This is a genomic window from Bradyrhizobium sp. AZCC 1577, from assembly GCF_036924575.1.
In the GTDB taxonomy this organism is placed as follows: Bacteria; Pseudomonadota; Alphaproteobacteria; order Rhizobiales; family Xanthobacteraceae; genus Bradyrhizobium.
This window is the reverse complement of record NZ_JAZHRQ010000001.1, coordinates 4866417-4890146: the sequence shown is the minus strand read 5'-3', so window position 1 is coordinate 4890146 and position 23730 is coordinate 4866417. Positions and strand designations below refer to the sequence as shown.

22 protein-coding genes and 1 pseudogene are annotated in these 23730 nt (G+C 62.0%); 7 read left to right on the top strand and 16 right to left on the bottom strand.

The features are described from left to right. The first annotated feature begins 74 nt into the window (after nucleotides 1-74). On the top strand, nucleotides 75-1916 hold the full coding sequence (gene recJ / locus V1278_RS23225) for a single-stranded-DNA-specific exonuclease RecJ (RefSeq protein ID WP_334382307.1): 1842 nt from the start codon (nucleotides 75-77) through the stop codon (nucleotides 1914-1916). 315 nt (nucleotides 1917-2231) lie between these two features. Here recJ and V1278_RS23220 read toward each other — a convergent pair whose 3' ends face one another. Next, a complete protein-coding gene (locus V1278_RS23220) occupies nucleotides 2232-3143 on the bottom strand; it encodes a LysR substrate-binding domain-containing protein (RefSeq protein ID WP_442893830.1) in 912 nt (303 codons plus the stop codon). Between the two features lie 94 nt (nucleotides 3144-3237). Between V1278_RS23220 and V1278_RS23215 the strand changes: the two genes are divergently transcribed. Beyond that, entirely contained in the window at nucleotides 3238-3927 is a 690-nt protein-coding gene (locus V1278_RS23215) for an FMN-dependent NADH-azoreductase (RefSeq protein ID WP_334368790.1), read from the top strand. Between the two features lie 55 nt (nucleotides 3928-3982). Here the strand turns inward: V1278_RS23215 and V1278_RS23210 are convergent, their stop codons facing one another. Then, nucleotides 3983-5215 carry a lytic murein transglycosylase gene (locus tag V1278_RS23210; protein ID WP_334368792.1) on the bottom strand — a complete coding sequence of 411 codons (1233 nt, stop codon included), beginning with the start codon at nucleotides 5213-5215 and terminating at the stop codon, nucleotides 3983-3985. 164 nt (nucleotides 5216-5379) lie between these two features. On the opposite strand from V1278_RS23210, the gene V1278_RS23205 reads away from it, so the two are divergent. Next, the gene (locus V1278_RS23205; protein ID WP_334368793.1) at nucleotides 5380-5844 is read left to right on the top strand and encodes a carboxymuconolactone decarboxylase family protein; all 465 of its coding nucleotides are present in this window, start codon (nucleotides 5380-5382) and stop codon (nucleotides 5842-5844) included. A 64-nt stretch (nucleotides 5845-5908) separates the two neighbouring features. Here the strand turns inward: V1278_RS23205 and V1278_RS23200 are convergent, their stop codons facing one another. Together V1278_RS23200 and efp are read right to left on the bottom strand one after the other, a co-directional pair. Next, nucleotides 5909-7387, bottom strand: a complete 1479-nt coding sequence (locus V1278_RS23200) for a M23 family metallopeptidase (protein WP_442893743.1) — start codon at nucleotides 7385-7387, stop codon at nucleotides 5909-5911. Between the two features lie 148 nt (nucleotides 7388-7535). Further along, on the bottom strand, nucleotides 7536-8102 hold the full coding sequence (gene efp / locus V1278_RS23195) for an elongation factor P (RefSeq protein WP_028346230.1): 567 nt from the start codon (nucleotides 8100-8102) through the stop codon (nucleotides 7536-7538). A gap of 473 nt (nucleotides 8103-8575) precedes the next feature. On the opposite strand from efp, the gene epmA reads away from it, so the two are divergent. The 4 genes from epmA to V1278_RS23175 are packed head-to-tail and all read left to right on the top strand — an operon-like array spanning nucleotide 8576 to nucleotide 11217. Beyond that, the gene (gene epmA, locus V1278_RS23190) at nucleotides 8576-9628 is read left to right on the top strand and encodes an EF-P lysine aminoacylase EpmA (protein WP_334384238.1); all 1053 of its coding nucleotides are present in this window, start codon (nucleotides 8576-8578) and stop codon (nucleotides 9626-9628) included. After that, nucleotides 9625-10716, top strand: a complete 1092-nt coding sequence (locus V1278_RS23185; protein WP_334382305.1) for a lysine-2,3-aminomutase-like protein — start codon at nucleotides 9625-9627, stop codon at nucleotides 10714-10716. Before epmA ends, V1278_RS23185 begins: the two co-directional genes overlap by 4 nt. A gap of 7 nt (nucleotides 10717-10723) precedes the next feature. Further along, entirely contained in the window at nucleotides 10724-10936 is a 213-nt protein-coding gene (locus V1278_RS23180) for a hypothetical protein (RefSeq protein WP_334382304.1), read from the top strand. A gap of 26 nt (nucleotides 10937-10962) precedes the next feature. After that, nucleotides 10963-11217, top strand: coding sequence for a hypothetical protein (locus tag V1278_RS23175; RefSeq protein WP_334368798.1), 255 nt, complete (start codon nucleotides 10963-10965; stop codon nucleotides 11215-11217). Between the two features lie 122 nt (nucleotides 11218-11339). On the opposite strand, the gene V1278_RS23170 is transcribed toward V1278_RS23175, so the two are convergent. The 12 genes and pseudogenes from V1278_RS23170 to V1278_RS23115 all read right to left on the bottom strand — a co-directional run bounded on the left by V1278_RS23170 (nucleotide 11340) and on the right by V1278_RS23115 (nucleotide 23421). Beyond that, nucleotides 11340-11594: a hypothetical protein gene (locus tag V1278_RS23170; RefSeq protein WP_334382303.1), complete on the bottom strand. Its 255-nt coding sequence runs from the start codon at nucleotides 11592-11594 to the stop codon at nucleotides 11340-11342. Between the two features lie 155 nt (nucleotides 11595-11749). Continuing rightward, entirely contained in the window at nucleotides 11750-11941 is a 192-nt protein-coding gene (locus V1278_RS23165) for a hypothetical protein (protein ID WP_035725866.1), read from the bottom strand. 765 nt (nucleotides 11942-12706) lie between these two features. Then, a complete protein-coding gene (locus V1278_RS23160) occupies nucleotides 12707-12883 on the bottom strand; it encodes a hypothetical protein (protein ID WP_156908475.1) in 177 nt (58 codons plus the stop codon). Nucleotides 12884-12968: 85 nt separating this feature from the next. After that, complete coding sequence (locus V1278_RS23155) at nucleotides 12969-13190, bottom strand: hypothetical protein (protein WP_334382302.1); 222 nt, start codon at nucleotides 13188-13190, stop codon at nucleotides 12969-12971. A 268-nt stretch (nucleotides 13191-13458) separates the two neighbouring features. Beyond that, nucleotides 13459-13791, bottom strand: a complete 333-nt coding sequence (locus V1278_RS23150) for a hypothetical protein (protein ID WP_334368801.1) — start codon at nucleotides 13789-13791, stop codon at nucleotides 13459-13461. A 45-nt stretch (nucleotides 13792-13836) separates the two neighbouring features. Next, on the bottom strand, nucleotides 13837-14088 hold the full coding sequence (locus V1278_RS23145; protein WP_334368802.1) for a hypothetical protein: 252 nt from the start codon (nucleotides 14086-14088) through the stop codon (nucleotides 13837-13839). A 212-nt stretch (nucleotides 14089-14300) separates the two neighbouring features. Then, nucleotides 14301-15389, bottom strand: a complete 1089-nt coding sequence (locus V1278_RS23140) for a 3-deoxy-7-phosphoheptulonate synthase (protein ID WP_334368803.1) — start codon at nucleotides 15387-15389, stop codon at nucleotides 14301-14303. Nucleotides 15390-15610: 221 nt separating this feature from the next. Further along, a pseudogene (locus V1278_RS23135) lies at nucleotides 15611-16191 on the bottom strand (HdeD family acid-resistance protein). 109 nt (nucleotides 16192-16300) lie between these two features. Further along, nucleotides 16301-17344, bottom strand: coding sequence for a PrsW family glutamic-type intramembrane protease (locus V1278_RS23130; RefSeq protein WP_334368805.1), 1044 nt, complete (start codon nucleotides 17342-17344; stop codon nucleotides 16301-16303). A 109-nt stretch (nucleotides 17345-17453) separates the two neighbouring features. After that, on the bottom strand, nucleotides 17454-18668 hold the full coding sequence (locus V1278_RS23125) for an MFS transporter (RefSeq protein WP_334382301.1): 1215 nt from the start codon (nucleotides 18666-18668) through the stop codon (nucleotides 17454-17456). An 18-nt stretch (nucleotides 18669-18686) separates the two neighbouring features. After that, the gene (locus V1278_RS23120; RefSeq protein ID WP_334382300.1) at nucleotides 18687-19919 is read right to left on the bottom strand and encodes a Zn-dependent hydrolase; all 1233 of its coding nucleotides are present in this window, start codon (nucleotides 19917-19919) and stop codon (nucleotides 18687-18689) included. A gap of 718 nt (nucleotides 19920-20637) precedes the next feature. Next, the gene (locus tag V1278_RS23115; protein ID WP_334382299.1) at nucleotides 20638-23421 is read right to left on the bottom strand and encodes a UPF0182 family membrane protein; all 2784 of its coding nucleotides are present in this window, start codon (nucleotides 23419-23421) and stop codon (nucleotides 20638-20640) included. Nucleotides 23422-23730: the final 309 nt, after the last annotated feature.

Here is a 23730-nt window from a genome sequence, read left to right as displayed (position 1 = left end):
CGATTCGTTTGCCTGCCATCGTCGCCGTTTGCGTTTGCCGACAGCCCGCTTAGCCCCTATCTCTCGAAGGCATCATGATCCTTCCCGCATCCGCACTTCCCGTTGAACTGCCGCCGGCGTTTCTCGGCGTGGCGCGTTCGGCGACGGGCAAATTGTGGCGCGACCGGCTCGACGTCAGGGGAGCTGCGCGGGCGCTGGCGATCACCCAGCGCTATCAGTTGCCCGAAATGCTGGCCCGCGTGCTGGCGGGCCGCGATGTCGGAATTGACGAGGTTCAGGATTTTCTCGATCCGACCATCCGCAAACTGATGCCCGATCCGCACACCGTGACGCAGATGGAACTGGCGGCCAAACGCATCGCCGATGCCGCGATGCGCGGGGAAAAGGTTGCGATCTTCGGCGACTACGACGTGGATGGTGCCACGTCCGCGGCGCTGCTGGCCTGGCACCTGCGCCATTGCGGGCTCGATCCGCTGATTCACATCCCGGACCGGATCTTTGAAGGTTATGGCCCTAATGTCGAGGCGGTGCGGGCGCTGGCCGCCAAGGGCGCAACGCTGCTGGTGACCGTCGATTGCGGCACTACCAGCATCGAGCCGCTGGCGGAAGCGCGAAAGCTCGGCCTATCCGTCGTCGTCATCGACCATCACCAGACCGGCGACGAATTGCCGGAGGTCGACGCGCTGGTGAATCCGAACCGACCGGACGATCTCTCCGGCCTCGGCCATCTCGCCGCTGTCGGTCTCGTGCTGATCACGCTGGTCGCCGTGAACCGCGAATTGCGCGGCCGCAGCTTCTGGAGCGCGGAGCGGCCGGAGCCGGATCTTTTGGGCATGCTGCATCACGTGGCGCTCGGCACCGTGGCCGACGTCGCGCCGCTGATCGGGCTCAACCGCGCCTTTGTCGCCAAGGGCCTGATCGCGATGCGCCGCCGCGACCATGTCGGGCATACCGCGCTGATGGATGTGGCGCGGCTTAACGGCCCGCCGGAAGCCTGGCATCTCGGCTTCATGCTGGGGCCGCGCATCAATGCGGGCGGCCGGATCGGTCGCGCCGATCTCGGCGTGCGGCTCTTGCTGGAGGGCGATGTCTCGGAGGCCGCGCGGATCGCGGCCGAACTCGACCGTCTCAACAGCGAGCGCCGCGTCATCGAGCAGGCAGCCGAAGCGCAGGCCGAAGCCGAGGCGCTGGCCTCGCTCGGGCTCGAAGACAAGGGTGCGGTGATCGTGACCGCCGCCGAAGGCTGGCATCCCGGCATTGTCGGTCTCGTCGCCTCGCGGTTGAAAGAGAAGTTTGCGCGTCCCGCCTTTGCCATTGCGCTCGAGCCGGGCGGCATCGGCACCGGCTCGGGCCGCTCGATCTCGGGCGTCGATCTCGGGAGGGCGGTGCGGCAGGCGGTAAAGGAGCGGCTTTTGATGAAGGGCGGCGGCCATGCCATGGCTGCCGGCGTGACGCTGCGCAAAGAGAAGCTCGCGGAGTTTCGCGCCTTCATGGAAAGCGCGCTGGCCGAGGACGTCGCCAATTCCCGTCACGAGAACGAGCTGTTCATCGATGGCGCGGTTAGCGCGCGCAGCGTGACCGTGGAATTCGCCAATACGCTGAACCGCGCCGGGCCGTTCGGCGCGGCCAATCCGGAGCCGGTGATCGCGCTGCCGGCGCATCAGCTCGTCTATGCCGACGAAGTGGGGCAGGCGCATCTGCGCGTGCGCTTCAAGTCGGGCGACGGCGCCATTGTCAATGGCATTGCGTTCCGCGCGGTCGGACAGAAGCTCGGAGACGCGCTGACGCAGAACCGCGGCCAGCTCCTGCATGTCGCTGGCTCGCTCGCGGTCGATCGTTTTCAAGGATCGGAACGGGTGCAGTTTCGCGTGCTCGACGTCGCGGTGCCGGATCCGGGACCGGCGGTGATCAGGTAAGTGGAGGTTTTCGATGTCCGATCAAGAGGAACATCCGTGGGAAGGGCAATGCCTCAAGGCTGCCTATAACTTCGCGTCGAGATGTGCCGAACTATATTTCAAGCAATCCATAGTCCGAAGCTCCTCTCGAAAGCATCATCAACACTCTCATGACGGAGTTGCGGGCCAGGGGATTTAGTCAGTCAGAGATACGAAGTGCCTTTGAGAAGGCTATTTCTGACATGCCTCGTTATGCCGCGGGAGAAGAACGACGAGGCTAGCAAATCGAACGCATGCAGTTGCGAAGTCGCGGTCCCGGGTGCGGGCCGGCGGTGATCATCGTGAAGGTGAGCTTTTGACGAATTGCGCGCGCAACCAGGCTTGCGTTGCTTCGATCGGTTCGGTCAGGGGTCTGCGGGAGCCGCGCACAAGATGCAGGGTGAAGCCTTCGATTTCCGGGCCGAACGGCACGACCAGCGTTTTGGTCGCGAGCTCCTCCGACACCAGCAGCAGACTGTGCAACGCAACCCCGGTGCCGGCGACGGCGGCCTGGATCGCATGGGTCTCATCGCTGAAGCGGAGCCCGGCCCGAGCATCGATACCGTCGATACCTGCGATCTTCAGCCAGCGTCGCCAGGTCGGATTGCCGCTATCGCTGCGGCGCCAGTCGAAATGCAGCAAGGTCGCTGAGTGCAGATCGGCCGGCTTCTTCAGACCAAGACGCGGGCTTGCCACTGGCGCAAAACGATCGATGGCCAACGGTTCGGCGCTCAGATCGGGATAAGGGCCAGGGCCATAGCGCAATGCGAGGTCCGCGACACCCGAATTAAGGTCCACGACCTCCAGGGTCGCCAGCAGCGTGAGATCGATGTCAGGTCTTGCGTTGTGAAAGCCCGCGATGCGCGGCACCAGCCACTTGGCAGTGAACGCGGGAGTGGCCGACAGTGTCACCGTCGCGCGGCGCTGCCTGCGGCTCAATCCTTCGATGACACGTGCGAAGGAATCGAATCCATCGCGCAGAACTGGCAGCAAGACTTGCCCTTCCGCGGTCAGCAGGACCTGACGCGTCCGCCGCTCGAACAGGTTCACGCCAAGCACCTCTTCCAATTGCCGAACCTGGTGGCTGATGGCGGTCGGCGTCACGTGCAGCTCCTGCGCCGCACGCTTGAAACTCAGATGCCGCGCGGCGGCTTCGAACGCCCGCAGTCCGGACAGCGGTGGAAGACGTCTCATCGGCAGGCCCAACAGATGAATGTAGTTCATCCATGTGATGAGCAATTTGCTTTTGTCAATGCATCCTTCCCGATCCATCTAGTCGAACAAGGATGAAAGGAGATATGCCGTGAACTTGCTACGGATTGACGCCAGTGCACGGCCTGACCGATCGGATCGGTTCCCTCGCGGGTCGCACACGCGCCGCCTCACGGAACGCTTCGTGCAGCGTTGGCTGCAATACCGGCCGAATGACCTCGTGACCGATCGGGATGTCGGCCAATCACCTCCGCATCACGTCACCGAGAAATGGATCGGTGCGGCCTTCACCAAACACGAGCTGCGCGAGCCGTGGATGAATGATGTGCTGGCGGAAAGCGACGCATTGGTCGATGAACTCATCGCCGCAGATTTGATCGTGGCTGGCGTGCCGATGTACAATTTTGGAATGCCGGCGCAGTTCAAGGCGTATGTCGACAATGTCGTGCGGGTCGGTCGCACTTTCGGCTTTGACCGTTCCCGGCCAGACGATCCTTATTCGCAGCTACTGGCTGGTAAGGGTAAACGTCTCATCATGCTCAGTTCGCGGGGTGATTACGGCTACGATCCGGGCGGACGGATCGCGCACATCAACCATGTCGAAGGGGCGGTGCGCGACGTGTTCGGCTTCCTCGGCGTCACCGACTTCCACAGCATCGCCATCGAATATGACGAGTTCGGGGGTGAACGCTTGAAGGCGTCGATCGCTGCGGCCGAACGCGCAGTGGATCATCTTGTGGATCGGCTGGCGAAGGAAGTCGAACCGCTGGAAGCGGCTTGACTGCAGGATCGATGGAGAGGACGTGGCCGAGCCGCGCGAGGTTGAAGCTGCGTCGCTATCCGCCCTGCCTCAACCGCGCCAGCACCTTCAGTCCGCCGTACCCATCGGCGGGCAGAAGCCCCATCTTGGTCTGATAATCCTTCACAGCCTTCATCGTGTCGTTGCCGACACGGCCGTCGGTGCCGCCGGTATCGAAGCCCGCTTTGGTCAGCCGGGTCTGCAGCTCCTGCACTTCGGCGAGCGTCAGGGCGCGCTCCGAGCCGGGAAAAGGTTGGATGAAGGGCGGCGCGCCCAAGATGCGATCGCCGAGATGGCAGATCGCGAGCGCGTAGTTCATCGACGGGTTGTAGCTTTTCACCGAATAAAAATTCGGACCCAGCAGGAACGAAGGTCCGCCGGCGACGGGCACCCACATCTGCGCCGACGCGTTCGGCTGCGGGAACGGCTTGCCATCGGCGCGCGTGACTCCGGCGCCGGCCCATGCCGCATAGGTCCGGCTGCCGCTCGAAGCCCCTCCTGTGCTACGGACCTCATAGCCCCAGTGCTCGCCGCGGTGATACTTGCCGCGGTTGAGCAAATAGCGCGCGCTGGAGCCGAGCGCGTCATCGGGCTTGCCGAACGGCGAGACGCGGCCGTCCTTGTCGTAGTCCATGCCGACATTGAGCCAGACTTCCGGCATCCACTGCGTGTGCCCCATCGCGCCGGCCCAGGATCCCCGCATTTCCTCCGGCGTGCCCCAGCCGCGATCGACGATCTTCAAGGCGTTGAGCAGCTCGGTTTCCCAATAGCTGCGGCGGCGCGGCTCGTTCCAGGCGAGTGCCGCGAGCGCGGGAAAGATCGGGCGCATATGATTCTGCTGCACCAATGGGTCGCCATAGGCTGACTCGACGCCCCACAGTGCGAGCAGCGTGCCGCGCTCGACGCCAAAATCCTGCTCGATCCGCGCGAACAGCGGCTCGTGCTTCTTCAAGGCTTCGCGGCCGTTGATGATGCGCCAGTCCGAGACGCGGCGGTTGATGTATTGCCAGATCTGCTCGTGGAATTCCGGCTGTTTCTGCATCTGCCGGAACACGCTCATGTCGGGCTCGACGCGCCCCATGACCCGCGTCCAGGTCGCATCCGAAATGCCTTTTGCCAAGGCGCGTGCGCGAAAGTTATCGCGCCACTGGTCGAAGCCGGCCGGCGCGGCAAATGTAGGAAGCCCGGTCGCGAGCAAGGCGCCGGCGCCGAGGCTGCCTCGCAGCAGGGCGCGGCGGGTCGGCGCAGTCTTGGAATCAGGCTGTTTCATGCGCTCAGTCTAGCGGCGTTGCGTGCCTGCGCCAAAAGCTATGACGCCGCGGGAACCGGCTTTTTCCGGAGAATCCGCGGCAGTTTTGCCGGTGCGGTTAGCCATGGACGGGGTGCGGGGTCTCTTATAATCAAGCGGAGTACTGACAACAGAAGGCAGGAAGAATGTCGCACGCCCGCAAGGAATACAAAGACTTCATGTCGCTGACGCCGGACGCCTACGAGGCGGTGCTGGCGCTTGGCCAGGTCGCGGGCAAGGCGGGCATGGACAAGCAACTGCTCGAGCTGATCAAGCTGCGTGCCTCGCAGATCAACGGCTGTGCCTTCTGCGTGCAGTACCACATCCTGGAGGGCGAGAAGCTCGGTGTGCCCACCGACAAGCTCAACCTCGTGGTGGTCTGGCGCGAGGCGCCGCAGTTTTCCGCGCGCGAGCGTGCCGCGCTGGCTTGGACGGAGGCACTGACGCTGCTCGCAGACGGCGTCAATGACGAGGTCTACGCCCAGGCGAGCGCGGAATTCTCCGAGAAGGAGCTCGCCTATCTCACCTCCGCCGTCGCCTCGATCAATGTCTGGAACAGATTCGGCGCGGCGTTTCGCTGGACGCCGCCGGCGCGGAAGACGGCCGCCTGAGCGTCGAGGGCGCTAGATACCGGTTTAGGCGAGAGGATCGCGTCCGAACCGAACCGGTTTGCGATTAGTTAGCGCGACCTTCCGCTCGCCTCGCGACGTGCCGCAGCACGCCCTTCGACAACGCATGCGCGACGGCGGCTGGCGGCTCCGTCCCGATTTCGTGGCCGCGGCTGCGGATCAGCCGTTCGTAGGAGACGATCAGGGTGGTGTAGGGGTTGACCCAGATCCAGCCGTCGCGCGTGAAGACCTGCACGTCGAAGTGGAGGTGGTACGACGTGCCGTTCGGGAAATCGAGATAGTTGGAGACCACGCCGATCTTCTCGCCCTCGGCGACCCGGCGCCCGTTGAGGATGCCGTCCGCATCCATGGCTGACGGGTTCATGTGCATGTAACGGAAACGGATGTGCTCGTTGCCTGTGTTGATCTGCAGCGTTGCCGCCTGTTGTTTCAGCGAACGGATGACGACGCCGTCGCGGACCGCGACGACCGCCTGTTTCTTCGGATGGCAGGCGTTGTCGGCGCTGCTGTTCGGCGGGCAGGGCGCGGGGCGGATGTCCTGGCCCTGGTGACCGAAGCCGGCCGCACATTGGCCGACCTGGAAACTGCGGGCTTCGCAAAAATTGTCCCGCCACGGATAGACGCCGCCGGATTTGCGCTTGGTGAACTGCTGCGAGCTGACCCGGGCCGGAGCTTTCTCCAGCGGAAAGCGGATCTGCGAATAGGCGATCAGGTCGGCGCGGCCGCCGCGCCTGCGCGCGCCGCTGTTGGCAATGATGTCGCCGCTCGGGCGATAGGTGAAGTCGGACGAAAGGGTGACCGGCCGTTCAGCAACCTCGGAGGGCACGTCGAAGCGCGGTCGCGCCGGCTGGCCTCCGGAGATGCGCAGCGCCTTCAGGAAGCGCTCGGCAATCGGGTAAGCCTCGCGGCAGGCCAGCCGCCGCGCCCGCGGCGCCGAATCGAGGCACTGGATCGACACCACGTAGGGCACGCCGAAACGGGTGAAGGCGTAGCGCACGTAACCTTCGCGAATGAAACGGCGCATGTCCGGAAATTGCGACACCAGCGCCTTGACCGGCTCGCCCTTGCCGCTGAGCGGATCGGCGAGATCATAGACCAGGATTGAGCCCGTAATCTGCACCTCGACCGGACGGGCGAAAGTTCGAGACGGCAGGCCGTCACCGGCGCCGGGGTCCAGCGAAAACACCGCGTCGTAGCCGGAGGGGCCGGCGTGAAACAGATCGACGGGGCGGAAGCCGGCCTGGTGGCGTGACACCGCCGGGTGGCGCGTGCCACCGGCCTCGGCCTCGAGATAGGCCGCGGTATCAAAGGGCAGCAGCACCGGCACCGGACTGCGGCCGATTCCGGCGAACATCGCCGAATTGATCGCGTTCAACTGCACCAGCGCGGGCGTCGCGCGCGGATCCCATGCCGGCACCCGCCGCTGGCCTGCGAAGGTGAAGCGCTGTGCGATCGCCGGCCGGGAATTGATCTCGCTGCGAAGCTGATCCAGAACGGCGCGCCATTCGACGCGAACGGCCGACATCGACGGCGTTCTGAACTCATTGGCGGAAGCGCCTGATATCCCGGCGGGGAGCAAACAAAAGGCTGCCCGCCAACGCGAGAGCAAGCGGACAGCCTTTGTACCCAATGCATCGCCCCCCGGCGTGTGCTCCGTGGCCTATGGCGCGGTCTTAGTCCTTTGCGCGCTCGACGTAGGAGCCGTCCTCGGTCATGACCACGATCCGTGTTCCCGTTCCAATGTGCGGCGGCACCGAGGTGCGTACGCCGTTGGAGAGGATAGCAGGCTTGTAGGAGGAAGACGCGGTCTGCCCCTTGGTGACCGGCTCGGTCTCCACAACTTCGAGGGTTGCGCGCTGCGGCAACTGGATGGCGACCGGATTCAGGTCGTGCATCGACAGCTTCACGGTCATGTTCTCCTGCAGGTAGGGCGCGGCCGAGCCCACGATCTCCTTCGAGACCTGGACCTGGTCATAGGTCTCGGCGTTCATGAAGTGGAAGCCGTCTCCATCCTCGTAGAGGTAGTTGAAGTTGCGGTCCTCGACGGTGGCCTTCTCGACCTGGTCAGTGGTCTTGTAGCGTTCCGACACCTTCACGCCGTCGCCAATGCGGCGCATTTCGATCTGGCTGACCGGGGTTCCCTTGCCGGGATGGATGTTTTCGGCCGACAGGACAACATAGAGCTTGCCGTCTTGCTCGATGACGTTGCCCTTGCGAATAGAACTGGCGATGACTTTCAAAGCTATTTTCCCGAATTTCTGGCCTTCGGCCGAACCGGACATTTGTGTCCGCAGGGCCAATCAGGCGGTTTCGGGCTGCAACATACTGATTTTGCCCGTCGATGCCAGCGTTTTACGGCCGGTCCGGCAAGCTGCTTGAAGCCGCAAATGGCTGGATTTTGCCGTGTTATGTGACGCGTCTGGCAAGCAATTGAACGATGGGCCGACCGTTGCTGATGGGCTTGAAAGCAATGGTTTAAGCGGTTCGCGAATATCCGCAGCTTTGGCTGATAGCGGCGACATCGATCGGGCGAATGGACAAGGAGGGCGTCTTTCGACATGAAATGACGGAGCTGGAGCTGGATCTTGCCGCTTCCTCCGGCTCGCCCTGTCGAACGCAAAGAAAGTCGAATAATATCAATGATATTTGCCGATCCCCTGATCGCCTTGATCGGCTCCGCGGAGGATGCTCGGTGGATTCGGAACCGCCTGTGATGGTCGATATCGACCAGCCCTCGCCTTGGTGGTCGGCTACGCGGCATGCCGATCGAAAGCCGTTCCTGATAGCGCGTGCCGCGATCACGAGGGCAGTGCGAGGCTGGTTCGACGAGCAGGGTTTTACCGAGGTGGAAACCGGCGTCCTGCAGGTCTCGCCGGGCAACGAGACGCATCTGCATGCCCCACGCACCGAAATCATCAGCCACGATGGCACGCGCGCGACGCGCTATTTGCGAACGTCGCCGGAGTTCGCCGCCAAGAAATTGCTCGCCGCCGGCGAAGCCAAAATCTTCGAATTGGCGCGCGTGTTCCGCGACCGCGAGCGCGGCGATCTGCATCTGCCCGAATTCACGATGCTGGAATGGTATCGTGCCAACGCAGGCTATGATTCCGTTATGGCCGACACCATCGCCGTGATCGCACATGCGGCGCAGGCGACCGCGATCGGGCAGTTTTCGTTCCGGGGCAGAACGGCCGATCCCTTCGTCGAGCCGGAACTGCTGACGGTGGCATCCGCGTTCGACCGCTTTGTCGGGATCGATCTGTTGGCCACAATCAGCAATGGCGAGGGCGATCGCGCGGCGCTTGCGGCGGCAGCAGGGCCGCGGGTGCGGATCACCGATGACGACACCTGGTCGGATATTTTCAGCAAAGTGCTGGTCGAGCATGTCGAACCGAATCTGGGGCAGGGGCGTTTGACTGTCTTATTCGAATATCCGGCGCCGGAGGCAGCCCTTGCTCGGGCGAAAGCGTCCGATCCGCGCGTCGCCGAACGTTTTGAGGTCTATGCCTGCGGCGTCGAACTCGCCAACGGATTTGGCGAATTGACCGATGCCGGCGAGCAGCGCCGCCGTTTCGCCGCTGATATGGACGAGAAGGAGCGGCGCTACGGCGAGCGCTATCCGCTGGATGAGGATTTTCTCGCAGCGGTTGCCGCGATGCCGCCGTCGGGCGGCGTCGCGCTCGGTTTCGACCGGCTGGTGATGCTGGCAAGCGGCGCGCTGCGGGTGGACCAGGTGGTGTGGACGCCACCGGCAGGAGAGACATGAACAAGATCGACCCGAAACTTTTGGCAACGCTGCGGCAGCCCGCCGATCTCATCGAGCGGGGGTTGGCGAAGCCGGCCGATCTCGCCGACCTCGAGCGGGTCGCCGCGCGCTACGCCATCGCGGTGACGCCTGATATCGCGAACCTGATCGACACGGAAAATCCTGACGATCCGATCGCGCGGCAATTCATTCCGAGCGCGCTCGAACTAATGAATGCGCCCGGTGAAAATGCCGACCCGATCGGCGACGACGCGCATTCGCCGGTCGCCGGCATCGTCCATCGCTATCCCGATCGCGTGCTGCTCAAGTTGGTGCATGTCTGCGCGGTGTATTGCCGCTTCTGCTTCCGCCGCGAGATGGTCGGGCCCGGCAAGGCAACGGCGCTGTCCGAGGCCGCCTATCGCGACGCGCTGGACTATATCCGCAACAACAACGAAATCTGGGAAGTCATCCTGACCGGTGGTGATCCGCTGATGCTGTCGCCACGGCGGCTGGCTGAGATCATGGCGGACCTCGCCGCCATCGATCACGTCAGGATCGTTCGCATCCACACCCGCGTGCCGGTGGCTGCGCCTGCGCGCATCGATGGCGACATGATCAGGGCGTTGAAAGCTGACGGCGCAACGACCTGGATCGCCGTTCACGCCAATCATCCGCGCGAATTGTCGGGCGAGGCCCGCGCCGCCTGCGCGCGGCTGGCCGACGCCGGTGTTCCGCTGGTGAGCCAGACGGTGCTGCTTCGCGGCGTCAATGACGATGCCGCGACGCTGGAAGCGTTGATGCGGGCCTTTGTTGAAAACCGAATCAAGCCCTATTACCTGCATCATGGCGATCTGGCGCCGGGGACCGGGCATCTGCGCACTACCATAGCAGAGGGACGGGAACTGATGCGCAACTTGCGCGGCCGCGTTTCGGGCCTGTGCCAGCCGGATTACGTGCTCGACATTCCCGGCGGCCATGGAAAGGCGCCGATTGGGCCGAATTATTTGTCGCATGCAAGTTCCGGGGAATGTGAACTATCCTCGGAAGCGCAGTATCGTATCGTCGACTATTGCGGAGACGTTCACCTCTATCCGCCAAAGCCGTGATCGGGCGATGACGGAGGACGGCGAGGAGAAACAGGAGCCGCCGGAAGACGAGGGCCATCGCGGAATCGAAAACGCCGTTCTGCTCGGCTTCTTCGTCCTGCTGGTGGCCGCCGGAATCTGGTTGCTAGGCACCATGGCCGATGTACGAAAGGCGCAGGACTGTGCTGCCCAGGGACGGCGAAACTGCGTAACGATCGACGTGCCCGAACGGACACGATAAAGGAATCTAAAAGGCGGAGAATCAGGATGCAGAGAACAATCTTGTCAGTCGCGCTGATGGTCCTGATCGGCATGCCTGCTGCGTTCGCGCAGGGCGGGACGTCGACAATGCCAAAGAGCAACCCGAGTGCCGGAGGGATTCCGGAGGCGCCGATCGGACACCGGCAGCCCCGCCGCAGCGATGTGCCCAGCGAAAAGAACCTGAACGATCCGAACGATCCGCTGAGCAAGGAAAACGCAGCGCTCGACCGCAAGATCAAGAGCATCTGCCGCGGCTGCTAGGCATGATGAAGCAAGCCTGACACAATGGATCCGTCACCTCTGAGGCGGCCGTGCGTAGCGCGGCCCTCGAAGGGCGACGGCCACCAGCCGGGTCATTGATCCTTCAAGGCTCGCTTCGCTTGCTAGTTCACGGACCGGCTCACAGGTCGGAAGTCCGCGAAGATGACTGAACCGGCTATCGCCGGGAGAAAACCAGCCGTCCGGCTTTTCGTCTCGCCTTTGGCGAGCTTACCGCCGACGAGGAAAACCGCTTCCAGCCGCGCTGGAGGTAGCGTACCGGCATCGCTACTGTCGGCCAATTCCTCGACCATGTTTTGACGTTCGGGCGGACCAGGCTGCGACGCGTCCGGCTTTTTATTCGAGTCGATGTCAGGCATTCGTATGCGAATGTTGCGCGGCAGATTAAGCGCAAGATCTCAGGTAATAACCCAAACAAGCTCGTGCTAAATTTCGGGCTTGACTTGCCCCAGATCGCGCATGTGGAGCCACTGCCCGCACGCCCGGGAGTTTCATGTGGTGGTCGGCCTTTGTCCTAGCGATGCCGTTGACGTCCCGACCCGGTTTCGTCATCTGCAACGCCTATGACCTCGTACTCGAAGACGATGCCTTCTGGATCGTTCACCACGAACCACTCATCGGCGAGGTCCGAGTTTGCAAACACCTTGAGATGGTCACGGTCGCCGACCTTTTTCTTTGTATCGACGTAAATCCAGACCGTTTTCATCGATCTCGCGCCAGCTTGCGGCGTCCCCAGTGAGGGTCCTTGCAAGAAAGGTTAAACTCCCGAACGTGGCTCCGGTTCAATGCTTTCATGACACCGACGCGCGAACATCGTCGGGCCGCCGAGTCCGCCAACAGCATTAGCGCCTCGATCGCGGCCTGCCATTCCGAGAACGGCCACGGCCACGGCTATCACCCGTTGATGGGAACTAATCGATCATTGTCGGCTTAATAGCCAAATGATGAGTGACTTCACGCCCAAGAATCGCATCAACAGCGAGCCAGGACGACCGCGCCACATACTACCGTGGGTTTTACTTATTCTCCTCGCGGTTGCCATTGCGGCAGTGCTTTGGGCCAGCAATCGAATCGGATCCGAGTCCTCGCCATTAGCGGCTGTTCACCCCAATGTTGAGCCGTCTCTGGCTGCCGAAATCGCTGACAAGACGGCTAGACATGCTGTGGCCAATCTCCAGCAAACGATCCAAGAGCTCCAGGCAGCACAGGAACGTGCCGCGGAGCAGATCAGCGGTCTACAGCGGCAGATATCGGCTGAGCAGGGCCAACGTAAGTTGCTTTCGGGAACAGTTGGGTGGGCTTTCCGCTCGCGTGGATAGTCTCCAAGGATCGAATGCAGCAGCGCCACCCGGCCCGCCGCCACCTGCCAAGAAAGGGCGCGGGCAATGAGTGAGGGCTCAGCTTCCCCGCGGCTGCTGGACCTTCGGCAGGTTACGGCCGGTCAGCATCGTCATGAAGCTGCGCGGCATACCTAGTAAGTCAAGACCAGCAGTCGTTGCACAATCGCGCCTAAGCAGACGAGCACAACCAGTAATTTTAGAAGGTTTGCTAGTTTCCTATCGGGGGCAAACTTTTCGATAGCCCAAAAACAAATTGCCCCCACGACAACAATGACCAGAACCCCAATCAGAACTGAAATGATCGCCATGTCGGCATCCCCCGAGCACTGCCTCTAGCGGGGCGAGCACCCTAGTGCTGTGGTCCCACGTCAAGAGCTGGCTGGCTCATGCCATTTAGTCATCGATTAAGGAGCCGATAAGCTTCAGCAGCGCTTGGTGTTCTGGGCCGTTGGCACCGTCTCGGAGAAATTTACCAATGTCCGTGTAGGAGATTTGTCCACCGGAACTCACGTTCGGCTGATGTTTCACGGCGGGCATCCTCGACACCGGGTCGCGCGTCAACAACCAAAAATCGCCGTTGCTGCTCTCGAAGAGAACTCGTTCAATCATAGGCATCTAATCGAGCCCGCGATGTTCGGTTCCTGACCGATTTCCGGGGGGAGTGCGCGCCTTGAGCAGCTCGGCCGCGACTTGGAACCCGACCGAGCGTCAGTGGCTGTACAGCGAATCCCCGCGCCTTGCTGCCGACTTCCACAAGGTCTAGAGACAACAGCCACCAAGTATGAGCATGAATCGTCAGCCGCAGATCACAAGCTGACACGAGGAACGACTGCGTCAGGTCGTTTATCTGCAACCCCGGTCGCGATCTTGTCATCCTGAATTGTCAGTAATCGAGATCTGACAGGAATGTAGTGTTCACGATTTCAAACTCGGACTCCAACCAACCTTTCATCAACTGCGCACGCGCCAGACGATGCGTTTCGGAATCTGAGGTAGTGCATTTCACCGCGTGATGATCGATGCCCGAAATCTCGAGCAGCGTGTCGAAGCTTGCCTGGCGATCTTCGCGATTCCCGACTTCGGCAAAGTAGATCGTATGGTCGAACTTTCCCATCGCCCAGCAAAATTGAACGGGGGTTTGCGCAACGTCGGCAACTGCCAAGTTCGGAACAATCAAAGCTGCAATCATGATCAATCGAATGACTAATTTAATCATCACACCATTCCAAAAAATGTCGTTTGAGTTGCTGGTCTGAGGCCGCTACCGCTTGGTGACAGGCTTGGCCGTTGTCGGAATATCGATTGATGCTGGCCCATCTTTCAGGCGTGCCATCTGAGTTTCGTTCGACGCTCTGAGGTCGCGCGCAGGTCCATTTGCAAGAACGAGACCGACCGCGACGATGATCGCGGCCAAATAGGTGAGGTACAAGCCGCCAGTCCACCGACGGTAGGTGCGCAGGTCGTCCGCACTCAGTTTGCTGGGAAATTGCTGGTTGTTCGGAAATTGCTTCATCGAAACCTCGTTCGAAATAGAAGTCCCGGCAAAGCAGTATTCCGAACTGCGATTTCGTAAGTGTGAAGTATGCCACAGGCCCGCCAATTTTTTGCTGCTAGCGCAGCTTTGACGGCGTCGCGCGGGTGCGTACGCTTCGTAGTGCAGCTTCAATAGAAGCTGGGCAGGGCGCACCGATCGCGCCCTACTTCGCCATCATTCGACCCGGGTGGCTACGCCGAGCGCTCCTCCCGGAAACTGCGCGATGGCACGTTCCGGCGTGTTACCACGGCATCAGCCAGCATGTTCAGCGCCGACACCGTCGTCTCCCAGTCGATGCAGCCGTCGGTGATGCTCTGCCCATAGGCGAGCTGTTTGCCCGGCACGACGTCCTGGCGGCCGGCGACCAGATTGCTCTCGATCATGACGCCGGTGATGCGCTGCTCGCCATCCGATATCTGGCGCGCGATGTCGGCGACCACCAGCGGCTGGTTCTCCGGCTTCTTGTTGCTGTTGGCGTGGCTGGTGTCGATCATGATCCGCGGGGCGACGCCGGCGCGGACAAGCTCGACGCAAGCGGCATCGACGCTTTCCCGGTCGTAGTTCGGCTTGTTGCCGCCGCGCAGGATGATGTGGCAGTCCTCGTTGCCCGTGGTTGCCGCAATCGCCGAGCGCCCGCCTTTGGTGACAGCCATGAAATGATGCGGATGCGAGGCCGACTTCACAGCATCGGCTGCAATGCGGATATTGCCGTCGGTACCGTTCTTGAAGCCGACCGGGCAGGATAGACCGGAAGCGAGCTCGCGATGGATCTGGCTCTCGGTCGTGCGAGCCCCGATCGCCGCCCATGCCATCAGGTCGGCAATGTATTGCGGCGTCGTCATGTCGAGGAATTCGGTCCCGGCCGGCAGGCCGAGATTGTTCACGGCGGAAAGCACGTTGCGGGCGAGCCGCAGGCCCCTGTTGATGTCGAAGGAGCCGTCGAGATTGGGGTCGTTGATCAGTCCCTTCCATCCGACCGTGGTGCGCGGCTTTTCGAAATAGACACGCATCACGATTTCGAGGCGGTCGGCGAGTTTTTCGCGCAAGGCGGCGAGCCGCTCGGCGTAATCAACGGCCGCGGCGGGATCGTGGACGGAGCAGGGGCCGACGACCACCAGCAGGCGGTCGTCGGTGCCGTGCAGGATGGCGTGGATGGCATTGCGCGCCGCCATCACGACGCGCGTCGCGGTCAAGGTGCGCGGTATCTCGCCCATCACCTCCTGCGGCGTACTCAGCTCTTTCAGTTCGCTAATTCGAAGGTCGTCGGTGGTGCTCAACACGGCTATGGCTCCTGTTTCTAGGAAACCTGCCGGCCAACAAAAAAGCCGCCAGGTTTGGCGGCTGTTCGGACTTCTTGGCTTCAATTCGTCAGATTGAGCGCGATCCTCCCACCGCCAGCGAGCTGTCGTAGCTAAAATACCAAAAGTTGCTGGCGGCGATCATGATCATGGCGGGCTCTATAGCGCACCAAGCGGGTCTTGTCATCCCATAATCGGCGGCATCAGGACTTGCGCGCGGCGAGCGCTATGCCGCGACCAGTGACGCGCCGCCGAGCACGAGATTGATCCCGACCAGGAGGCCGATCGCCCATTCCGCCGAACCCGGCAGGCCGGCGATGATGATGAATGCGATCAGGAGGTCCATCACGCCTGAAATCAGCAGCCAGGACCAGCGCTCCGACAATTCGCGGCGGTGGTTCAGTGCGTACATGATGCTGACGACGCCCTCGGCCAGAAAATACGCGCCGACCACGATGGTGAGCGTGAGAACGCCTTGCGCGGGCCGCGCCAGCAAAATCCCGCCGGCTAGAACGGCGAGCGCCGCCGAAAACAGCGACCACCAGAAGCCCGGCATCTGCCGCGCCCAGTAAGTGACGAACAGCCCGGCAATGCCGCTGATCAGAAACATCCAACCGAGGAAGATGGTGACGGCGAGGCTTGCCAGCGGCGGCACGATCATAGCAGCCAGGCCGAGCAGGGCGAGCACGATGCCTTCGAACAGGAAGGCCTTCCAGTGCGCTTTCACCGCGGCATTCATTTCGGACTGCAGCTTGCCGATGTCCGGGGGAATATCTTGGGTCATTGGAAACTCCCGATACCTGCCGCGCCGAATATCCAATACCCGGTACGCCGGCTGCGGGTAATATTGTTGGCTGGCTTTTTAAGCGAGATCAACGACTGAGGGATGACGTTCAGCCCGGCTCGGGCGCGGACGAAAATCCGTCCGAGGACTTTCTGATGCGATTGCGGCCAAACACATAGACAGCCGACGTGGCCAGCAACAACGCCAAGCCTACCAAGATGGAGGTCATGCCGAGCGGAATGAGAAGCAGCGACGCATTGCGCTCCGGATTGACGAACCAGTGATGAAGCGAGGTCAGGACGAAAGCCGCGCCGGCGAAGCCCGCACCGCTGCCCGCGAGCAGCAGGGCCCACATTCGCCGCAACTGGCTCAGCCGCTCACGCGCGATTTCGGTGCGCGGCGCATGATGGCGGCCGACGCGCCGTATCAGCCGTATGGCAAACCCGATCGAACTGAAACCGATGAGCAGGCTCGCCGCCCCCAGCAGCATTCGCGCGTCGGGGCCGAGATCTTGATGTTTCTGTAGCGTGAGCAGCGGAAAATCGAATGCCGCATGCAGCGCGACCGGCGCGAACAGCGCCAGCGCCCAGCTCGAGATCCGCGCCCAGTCGCGATGATGGCGATGCGCACCCAGCGCGGTGCCGGCGCGCGCGATCGCGATATACGCGCCTGCGATGATGCCGAGTGCGCCGTGAAACGGCACCGTCAATACGCTGCGCAAGGCGGCCAGCGACCGCCACATGTCGGCGTGCTGCACGAGATAGGCGAGATTTTCGTAGGCCGCGAAGCCGAGGCCCGCGGCCGCACCGTAGACCACCGTGTCCATTGGGTCGGCAAACGCGCGGCGGCGCACCGGCAATGACACTAGAATGATCACGAGGACCTTCACGATTTCTTCGGGCGCGGCCACCCCGAAGATCGAACGCAGGCCTTGTGTCATCCAGGGGTTTCCAGGCACCGCAAGGATCGCGGCAAACGGGGCGCGCGCGATTCCCAACAGCGAAATGCTGGCCGCGCCGAGGATGAAAGCGAGCCACACCCGCACCGGCGGGCCTGGGCGCTCATCGGCGGCGATAACAAGCCATAGCACCAGCAACGCCGGCGCGATCGCGGCAACGCCGATCGATGTGGGGAGGGCCTGAAGCAACAACATCTGCGGAAATTTACCTCATGTGAGCGTAAATGGCCGCAAATCCAGCCGTTTGCAAGAAAGTCAGACGCGACTCCTTGTCACCAAGGAACCTGGCCGAATCCGGCATCGCTCAGGCGGCGGCCTGTTGGCCGATCTTGCCCTGTACCACCAGCAATCCTGCCAGCGCGACCAGCGCGAAGCCGGCGCCGGCCAGGAACGTGCCCTGCGGCCCTGCGATATCCCAGAGTGCGCCGGCAATGACGCTGGCCGCGAGCATCGCCACGCCGCCGAGCAGGTTGAAGAATCCGTAAGCCGTGCCGCGCAACTCGGCCGGCGCGGTATCCGCAACGAGCGCGGCCAGCAGTCCCTGCGTCAGCCCCATGTGCAGGCCCCACAGAATGACGCCCAGCGCAACACCGCCCACCGACGGCAGCAACGCCAACACGATGTCGGCGGCAACCAGCACCAGTATGCCGCTCGCCAGCACGGCCGTGCGGTTCATGCGATCCGAGATGACGCCGGCGGGGTAGGCTGCGAGGGCATAGACGATATTCATGGCCACCAGCACGGCGGGCACGAGCGCGATCGGCACTCCGACATTCTGGGCGCGGAGAACGAGGAAGGCCTCGCTGAAGCGCGCCAGCGTAAACACACTCGCGACCGCCACCACCCACCAATAGGCCGACCCCAGGTTTTTGATCTCGGCCAGGCTGATCGGATTGCGCACGGTGCGCAGCGCCCGCGGCCGCTCCGGCTCACGCACGGCGAAGACGATCAGCGCCAGCGCCAGGAAGGCGGGAACTACGGCAACCCAGAACACCGCCTTGAAGTTGTCCGATGTCCACCACATCAGGGCGATGGCGAGCAGGGGACCGACGAAGGCGCCGACCGTGTCGAGCGATTGGCGCAGCCCAAAGCTCGCGCCGCGCAGATCGGCCGGCGAAAGATCGGCCACCAACGCATCACGCGGGGCGCCGCGAATGCCTTTGCCGATCCGGTCGACGAAACGCGCGGCCACCAGCCAGCCGACGGTTGGCGCCAGCGGAAACACCGGCTTGGTGAAGGCCGCGAGGCCGTAACCGATGGCAGCCAACCATTTGCGTTTGCCGAGCCAGTCCGAAAGCGCGCCGGAGAATATTTTTGTGATGGCGGCGGTCGCCTCGGCGATGCCTTCGATGACGCCGACCGTCACCATCGATGCGCCGAGGACCGAGACCAGGTAGATCGGCAGCAGGGCGTGGATAATCTCCGACGAGATGTCCATCAGCATCGAGACGAAGCCCAGCACCCATACGCTGGCCGGAATGTCCCTGATCGAATAGGCCGGCCTGGTTTCAGCAACCATGTCGCATCTCGCGTCGCCTCATTGCGCCAACAGCCGCCGGCAGGCGTCAACAAAGACCTCCGCTCCGGTAATGATGTCGGCGTCGGCGGTGTTCTCGGTCCAGTGATGCGAAATGCCGCCGATCGAGGGCACGAACAGCATGCCGGCCGGCATAACGGTTGAGAGAATCTGGGCGTCATGACCGGCGCCGCTCGGCATGCGGAGCGACTTGCCATCGGCAAAAGCTGAGCTGGCAGCCTCGATGGCCTGCTGGCACGAGCCATCCATCCGCGCGGGCGTCCCGGTGCGGATGCGCTCCACCGCGACGGCGCAGCGGCCTTGGGCGTTGACCTCTGCGGCCATGCTGTGGAGCAGCTCCTCCAGCCGCGCAATCACGGCAGGATCATCGTCGCGAATCTGGAACAGCATTTCCGCCGCTCCCGGGATGATGCTGGGCGCACCGGGGTCGAGCGCGATGCGGCCGGTGGTCCACACCGTGCGCGGGCCGCAGGCGGCGGGGAAACGATTGTCGATATCGACGCAAAATCTGGCGAGTGCGAGGCCGGCGTCCCGGCGAATGGCCATCCGCGTGGTGCCGGCGTGGTTTTGTTCGCCCGTAAAGGTGATGCGGTATTGCCATATCCCGACGATGGACGTGACGATACCGATCTTGAGGCCGCTGCTTTCCAGTGCTTCGCCCTGCTCGATATGGGCTTCCAGATAGCCGGTATGCCGCCCTTGTTCGCACCGCGCGCGGGCGCGGCCGGCAAGGCCCGCGTCGCGTAGCGCGTCACGCATGCTCCTGCCATTGTTGCGATCGCGCGCGGCGTCGATATCGGCTTCGGTGACGCCACCGACATAGGACCGGCTGCCGAGGAAGTGTCCGAAATGGCCTTCCTCGTCGCACCACGCCGCCACTTCGACGGCACCCTTTATATTCGGGTCGGGATTGATGACGCGCGCGGCTTCGAGCGCATAGACCACGCCGAGCGGTCCATCGAGCCAGCCCGCGTGGTTTTGGCTTTCCAGATGCGATCCCGCCAGCAGCTTCGGCCCGCTTTTCGTGCTGGTGCCGAGCACGTTGCCGATTCCGTCGATCTCGCCCGTGAGGCCGGCCTCAGGAAGCTGTTGCACCAGCCACGCCAGCGAGCGCAGATGGGGTTCAGAGAAAGTCGGCTTGTGAACGCCGGTCTTGTAGGCGCCGATGGCGCGCAGCGCGTTGAGATCGGCGAGGACGCGGTCGCCATCGACGCGCGCGAAAATGTCAGCCATGCTTCCCGTAGTTCTCCGGAGTAGAACAAAGTTCCGTTACCGTTCTCGGAGTAGAACAAAGTTCCGTGAACGCCACCAGCAGCTTTACTTATCTTCCGGAATGCAACGCCAATGCAATGATTGCTAGCCATGCCACGATCACGAGCGCCGTCACCTTCCGGTCTTCTCCTTAAGCGTGTAGTCACGCATTCTTTTCGCATAAGCTGTGGAGTGACCAGACGCTTTACGTCCGAGAGTCGCCGAATATGATTATCCGAATATGATTTATAATGGCTGTAGCAGTTATCGCGACGGCCGTTTCGACCTGTCCGGTCCGGGAAAACTTGACAGCCTGGTTCGAGGCGAATCGAAAGGCGTCAGGCGTCAGGCGTCGAAAGTCGCGTCGGCGGGAGAGACCAGCTGTCTGCCGAACATGGCGTGGTTTTCGCTCATGCGGTTTCATGGCGCCGACGACGATGCGTTTCGCGTTTTTTCCCGCACAGGATGATCCCAGAAACTCGCGCCGACCGTCCGTCAGGCATCCGGCGGAAAGTAGCACTGCAACGTGCTTTGAAAGTGGTGGCAACGTGATGGCGCGCCGTTCAGAACAAAACTACGAACTCTTATGCTGTTGAAATCGCGATATGATTTTGAGCAAAGCTCAATCGTGGTGCCGCACCCATGTTCATAATTTCCACTTCTCCGGGTCGGAGGCAGCGCTGGACTGAAGGTTCGGGGCCTAGTGGCCGGTGGAGCGTCGGTTCATTTCCTCCAGAAGCTCGCGCATTGCATCGAACTGCGTGCCGAAACCTTTCCAATCTCCGGACTTCAATCGCTCCACTGCTTGATTGTAGCGATCAAGCGCCTCCCGTGCCCGACTTGCCGCCGGGCCTGTGACGGGCCTCTCCTCTGTCGTGGTTGAAACTGCCGGTGCAGCGCCGGACTCTATGAACAGCGCTGACAAGGCCTCGGCGAGCGTCTCTTTCATTACCACATGTTCGCCGTAGGCTGCGATCACGCGCTTCAGCTCCGGCAGGTGTCCGTGCTCCGCTCGCAAATAGAGCGGCGTTACATAAAGGATCGAGTTCTCGATCGGGATCACAAGCAAGTTCGCACCGCGTATCACCCGCGAGCCCATCTGATTCCATAGCGTGATTTGTTGCGATATCTCGGTACTCTGATTGATCCGCGCTTCGATCTGGAATGGTCCATAGACGAGCTTCTCCTTGGGAAACTCGTAGACGATCAGCTTGCCGTAGTCGGGCGCGTCGCAGCGCGCGGCGAGCCACGCGATCATGTTGTCGCGACGGCTAGGCACCATCGGAAGCATGAGGAAGAACTCGGCCTGCGGCTCGCCGGGCAGCCGCATGATGATGTAATAAGGGGCCATCGTTGCAATGCCGCCACCGCCCGGCTGGCGCGGAAACTGCCAGAGATCCTCGCGGTTATAGAAAACGTCGGCCGCCTCCATGTGGTAGGTCTGATACAGCCGCGCCTGAATCAGGAACAGGTCCTCCGGATAGCGAATGTGTTTCTGCAGGTCCGGCGGCATAACCGAGAACGGCTTGAACAAGCCCGGAAAGATGCGCTGGAAGGTTGCGGCGACCGGGTCGCGGGTGTCGATCAGATAGAAGTCGACGGTTCCGTTATAGGCATCGACGATAACCTTCACTGAATTGCGGATGTAGTTGAGGTCCAGCTCTTGCGCCGGCTGTGCATAGGGGAAATAGGAACTCACCGTATAGGCGTCCTGCATCCAGAACATCCGCCCATCGCTGATGACCAGATAAGGATCGTGATCGAGCCTGAGGAACGGAGCGATCGTCCGTACCCGCTGCTGGATATTGCGGCGGATCATGATCCGGCTGTCGGCGGTGATGTAGCCTGAGAGCACCAGGTTAGGGTCGTTGAAGTAATAAGCAAACAGGCCTCTCCACACCATCGCTCCGATCGGAACGCCACCGGTGCCGTCATAGGCCGCATAGACATTGTCCTTTCCCTTCGGATAGTCGAACTCAGGAGTACTCCCCTTGACGATGACGTAGCTGTCGCGTTCTTCGCCGTAGTAGATGCGCGGTTCACGGATCTGGGGGCCTCCATCCGCAACAGGAGGTATGTCGCGCAAATAAAAGAATGGCAGCCCTTCGGTGCTCTTGCGAGTGACCGGGCTCATCACCGCGCCGGTGCCGTGGGTAAACAGCACGTGGCGGTTGACCCATGTCTGTGCATTCGGCGGCAGCAAGGAGGGCCGCAGTTCGCGGGCCGAGATCATTACGCTTTGGTACGAGCCATCGAGCCAGTAGCGATCAACGTCAAGATGGTGGAATTTGTAGTAAGTGCGGATCTCCTGCAACTGCGCGTAGGTGTCCGACAAGGGCTGCCAGTCCCACAGCCTGATATTCTCGATGGTCGCCTTATTGGCGTCGAGCGTCTTAAAGGTAAGCTCCTGTTCGGCAGTAAACGGCTTGGCTGCGATCTGATCGAGATTGTATGCCTGCCGGGTGAGTGCGATGTTGCGTTCGATGTAGGGCTTCTCCAGTTCCAACTCGCTTGGTTTGACGAAGAACTGCCGGAACAGCACGGGAGCGACGCCGGACAGGACGAAAGAGCCGATGACGACAAGCAGGACCGCGGCGGCAGGGAGCCGGTAGGTCCTCACCCGCAAGTTTGCCAACGCAGCAAACGCCGCAATGATCGACAGCCCGATCATTAGCCACAGGCCCGGTAGCCCCACATGCACCTCGGTGTAACTGGCGCCGACGACGACGCCGTTGTCGCCATACAGTAGAAGGTAACGGTCGAGAACGTACGACCAGGCCTTCACGACCAAGAGGAGAGCAAGCAACGCCGAGCCGTGAGCGATTGCTGTCGGCGACATCGATCGACGATGAATGCCGTACTCGATATCGCCGTGCACCCAGTAGATCGCTGCAGCGAAGAGCGCGCTCAGAACGATTGTGAGCAGCATCCAGTTTTTGACGAGGATATAGGCTGGTAGCACGAAGAGATAGAAACTGATGTCGTTGTTGAAGAGCGGATCGTCTGCGCCGTAGGGAACGTGATAGAAAAATGGCAGGATGATGCCCCAATTGCCGGCTTCTGCCGCGGCAACCAGCAGAGCGAGCAATCCTGCACCGCCGGCGATGACGCGAGGCCACGGCAGCCGATCGCGCATGACCGCGAACAGGTCGGGCGGCACATTGCCCGCGAGATTCTGCACGAAGGCCGCGACAGATTGCGTCGGCTGCCGTCGGGCAAAGTGCACCGCGAGCCATCCGTTCAACCAAAGGACGACCGCAGTTCCGGTCCAGACTGCAAAAAAGACGACGGCCTTGGCGCCGATTGTCGTCCAAAAAACCTGCGGATAACCGATCGCGGAAAACCACAGCCAGTCAACCAGGAAGTCGCTCGTGAGCCAGAGCAGGATCAGGCAAATCGCAACGAAGACGGCCGCAATGATGGACCCGACCACGGCGCTTTGCCTTGGTACCTTCCGTTCGGGTCCGGTAATCCCGATCGTCATGGTTTTATTATAGCGGGAATGAGGGCCGCCGGCCGCTTGATTCGTGGTCGGGATTGCGAGTCTGCCAGGCGGGGGACCCGGACGCTCGAAGCTCTGTCGCCGGAACCGCGGAACGATCGAAGCTGTTTCGAACGTTTTTTGGGGGGGGGGGCGGATCAGCCGATGGCTTTCCGCCAGCACGCGTTTCTATGCCAACTTCCGCACCGCCAGATACCGCGGCATTTAAGTTGATGCCTTGGGCCATGGCGAAAACCCACCGGCATGGATGGCATCCGTGCCGTCATGGGTTCGCAGTTTTGTTCGGAGTGG

Bases quoted from the DNA above. Each gene is read 5' to 3' on its own strand.
- recJ (WP_334382307.1), top strand. From the start codon at position 75: ATGATCCTTCCCGCATCCGCACTTCCCGTTGAACTGCCGCCGGCGTTT.
- V1278_RS23210 (WP_334368792.1), bottom strand. From the start codon at position 5,215: ATGAAACAGCCTGATTCCAAGACTGCGCCGACCCGCCGCGCCCTGCTG.
- V1278_RS23205 (WP_334368793.1), top strand. From the start codon at position 5,380: ATGTCGCACGCCCGCAAGGAATACAAAGACTTCATGTCGCTGACGCCG.
- V1278_RS23200 (WP_442893743.1), bottom strand. From the start codon at position 7,387: ATGTCGGCCGTTCGCGTCGAATGGCGCGCCGTTCTGGATCAGCTTCGC.
- epmA (WP_334384238.1), top strand. From the start codon at position 8,576: ATGGTCGATATCGACCAGCCCTCGCCTTGGTGGTCGGCTACGCGGCAT.
- V1278_RS23185 (WP_334382305.1), top strand. From the start codon at position 9,625: ATGAACAAGATCGACCCGAAACTTTTGGCAACGCTGCGGCAGCCCGCC.
- V1278_RS23180 (WP_334382304.1), top strand. From the start codon at position 10,724: ATGACGGAGGACGGCGAGGAGAAACAGGAGCCGCCGGAAGACGAGGGC.
- V1278_RS23175 (WP_334368798.1), top strand. From the start codon at position 10,963: ATGCAGAGAACAATCTTGTCAGTCGCGCTGATGGTCCTGATCGGCATG.
- V1278_RS23170 (WP_334382303.1), bottom strand. From the start codon at position 11,594: ATGCCTGACATCGACTCGAATAAAAAGCCGGACGCGTCGCAGCCTGGT.
- V1278_RS23165 (WP_035725866.1), bottom strand. From the start codon at position 11,941: ATGAAAACGGTCTGGATTTACGTCGATACAAAGAAAAAGGTCGGCGAC.
- V1278_RS23160 (WP_156908475.1), bottom strand. From the start codon at position 12,883: ATGGCGATCATTTCAGTTCTGATTGGGGTTCTGGTCATTGTTGTCGTG.
- V1278_RS23155 (WP_334382302.1), bottom strand. From the start codon at position 13,190: ATGCCTATGATTGAACGAGTTCTCTTCGAGAGCAGCAACGGCGATTTT.
- V1278_RS23150 (WP_334368801.1), bottom strand. From the start codon at position 13,791: ATGATTAAATTAGTCATTCGATTGATCATGATTGCAGCTTTGATTGTT.
- V1278_RS23145 (WP_334368802.1), bottom strand. From the start codon at position 14,088: ATGAAGCAATTTCCGAACAACCAGCAATTTCCCAGCAAACTGAGTGCG.
- V1278_RS23130 (WP_334368805.1), bottom strand. From the start codon at position 17,344: ATGTTGTTGCTTCAGGCCCTCCCCACATCGATCGGCGTTGCCGCGATC.
- V1278_RS23125 (WP_334382301.1), bottom strand. From the start codon at position 18,668: ATGGTTGCTGAAACCAGGCCGGCCTATTCGATCAGGGACATTCCGGCC.
- V1278_RS23120 (WP_334382300.1), bottom strand. From the start codon at position 19,919: ATGGCTGACATTTTCGCGCGCGTCGATGGCGACCGCGTCCTCGCCGAT.
- V1278_RS23115 (WP_334382299.1), bottom strand. From the start codon at position 23,421: ATGACGATCGGGATTACCGGACCCGAACGGAAGGTACCAAGGCAAAGC.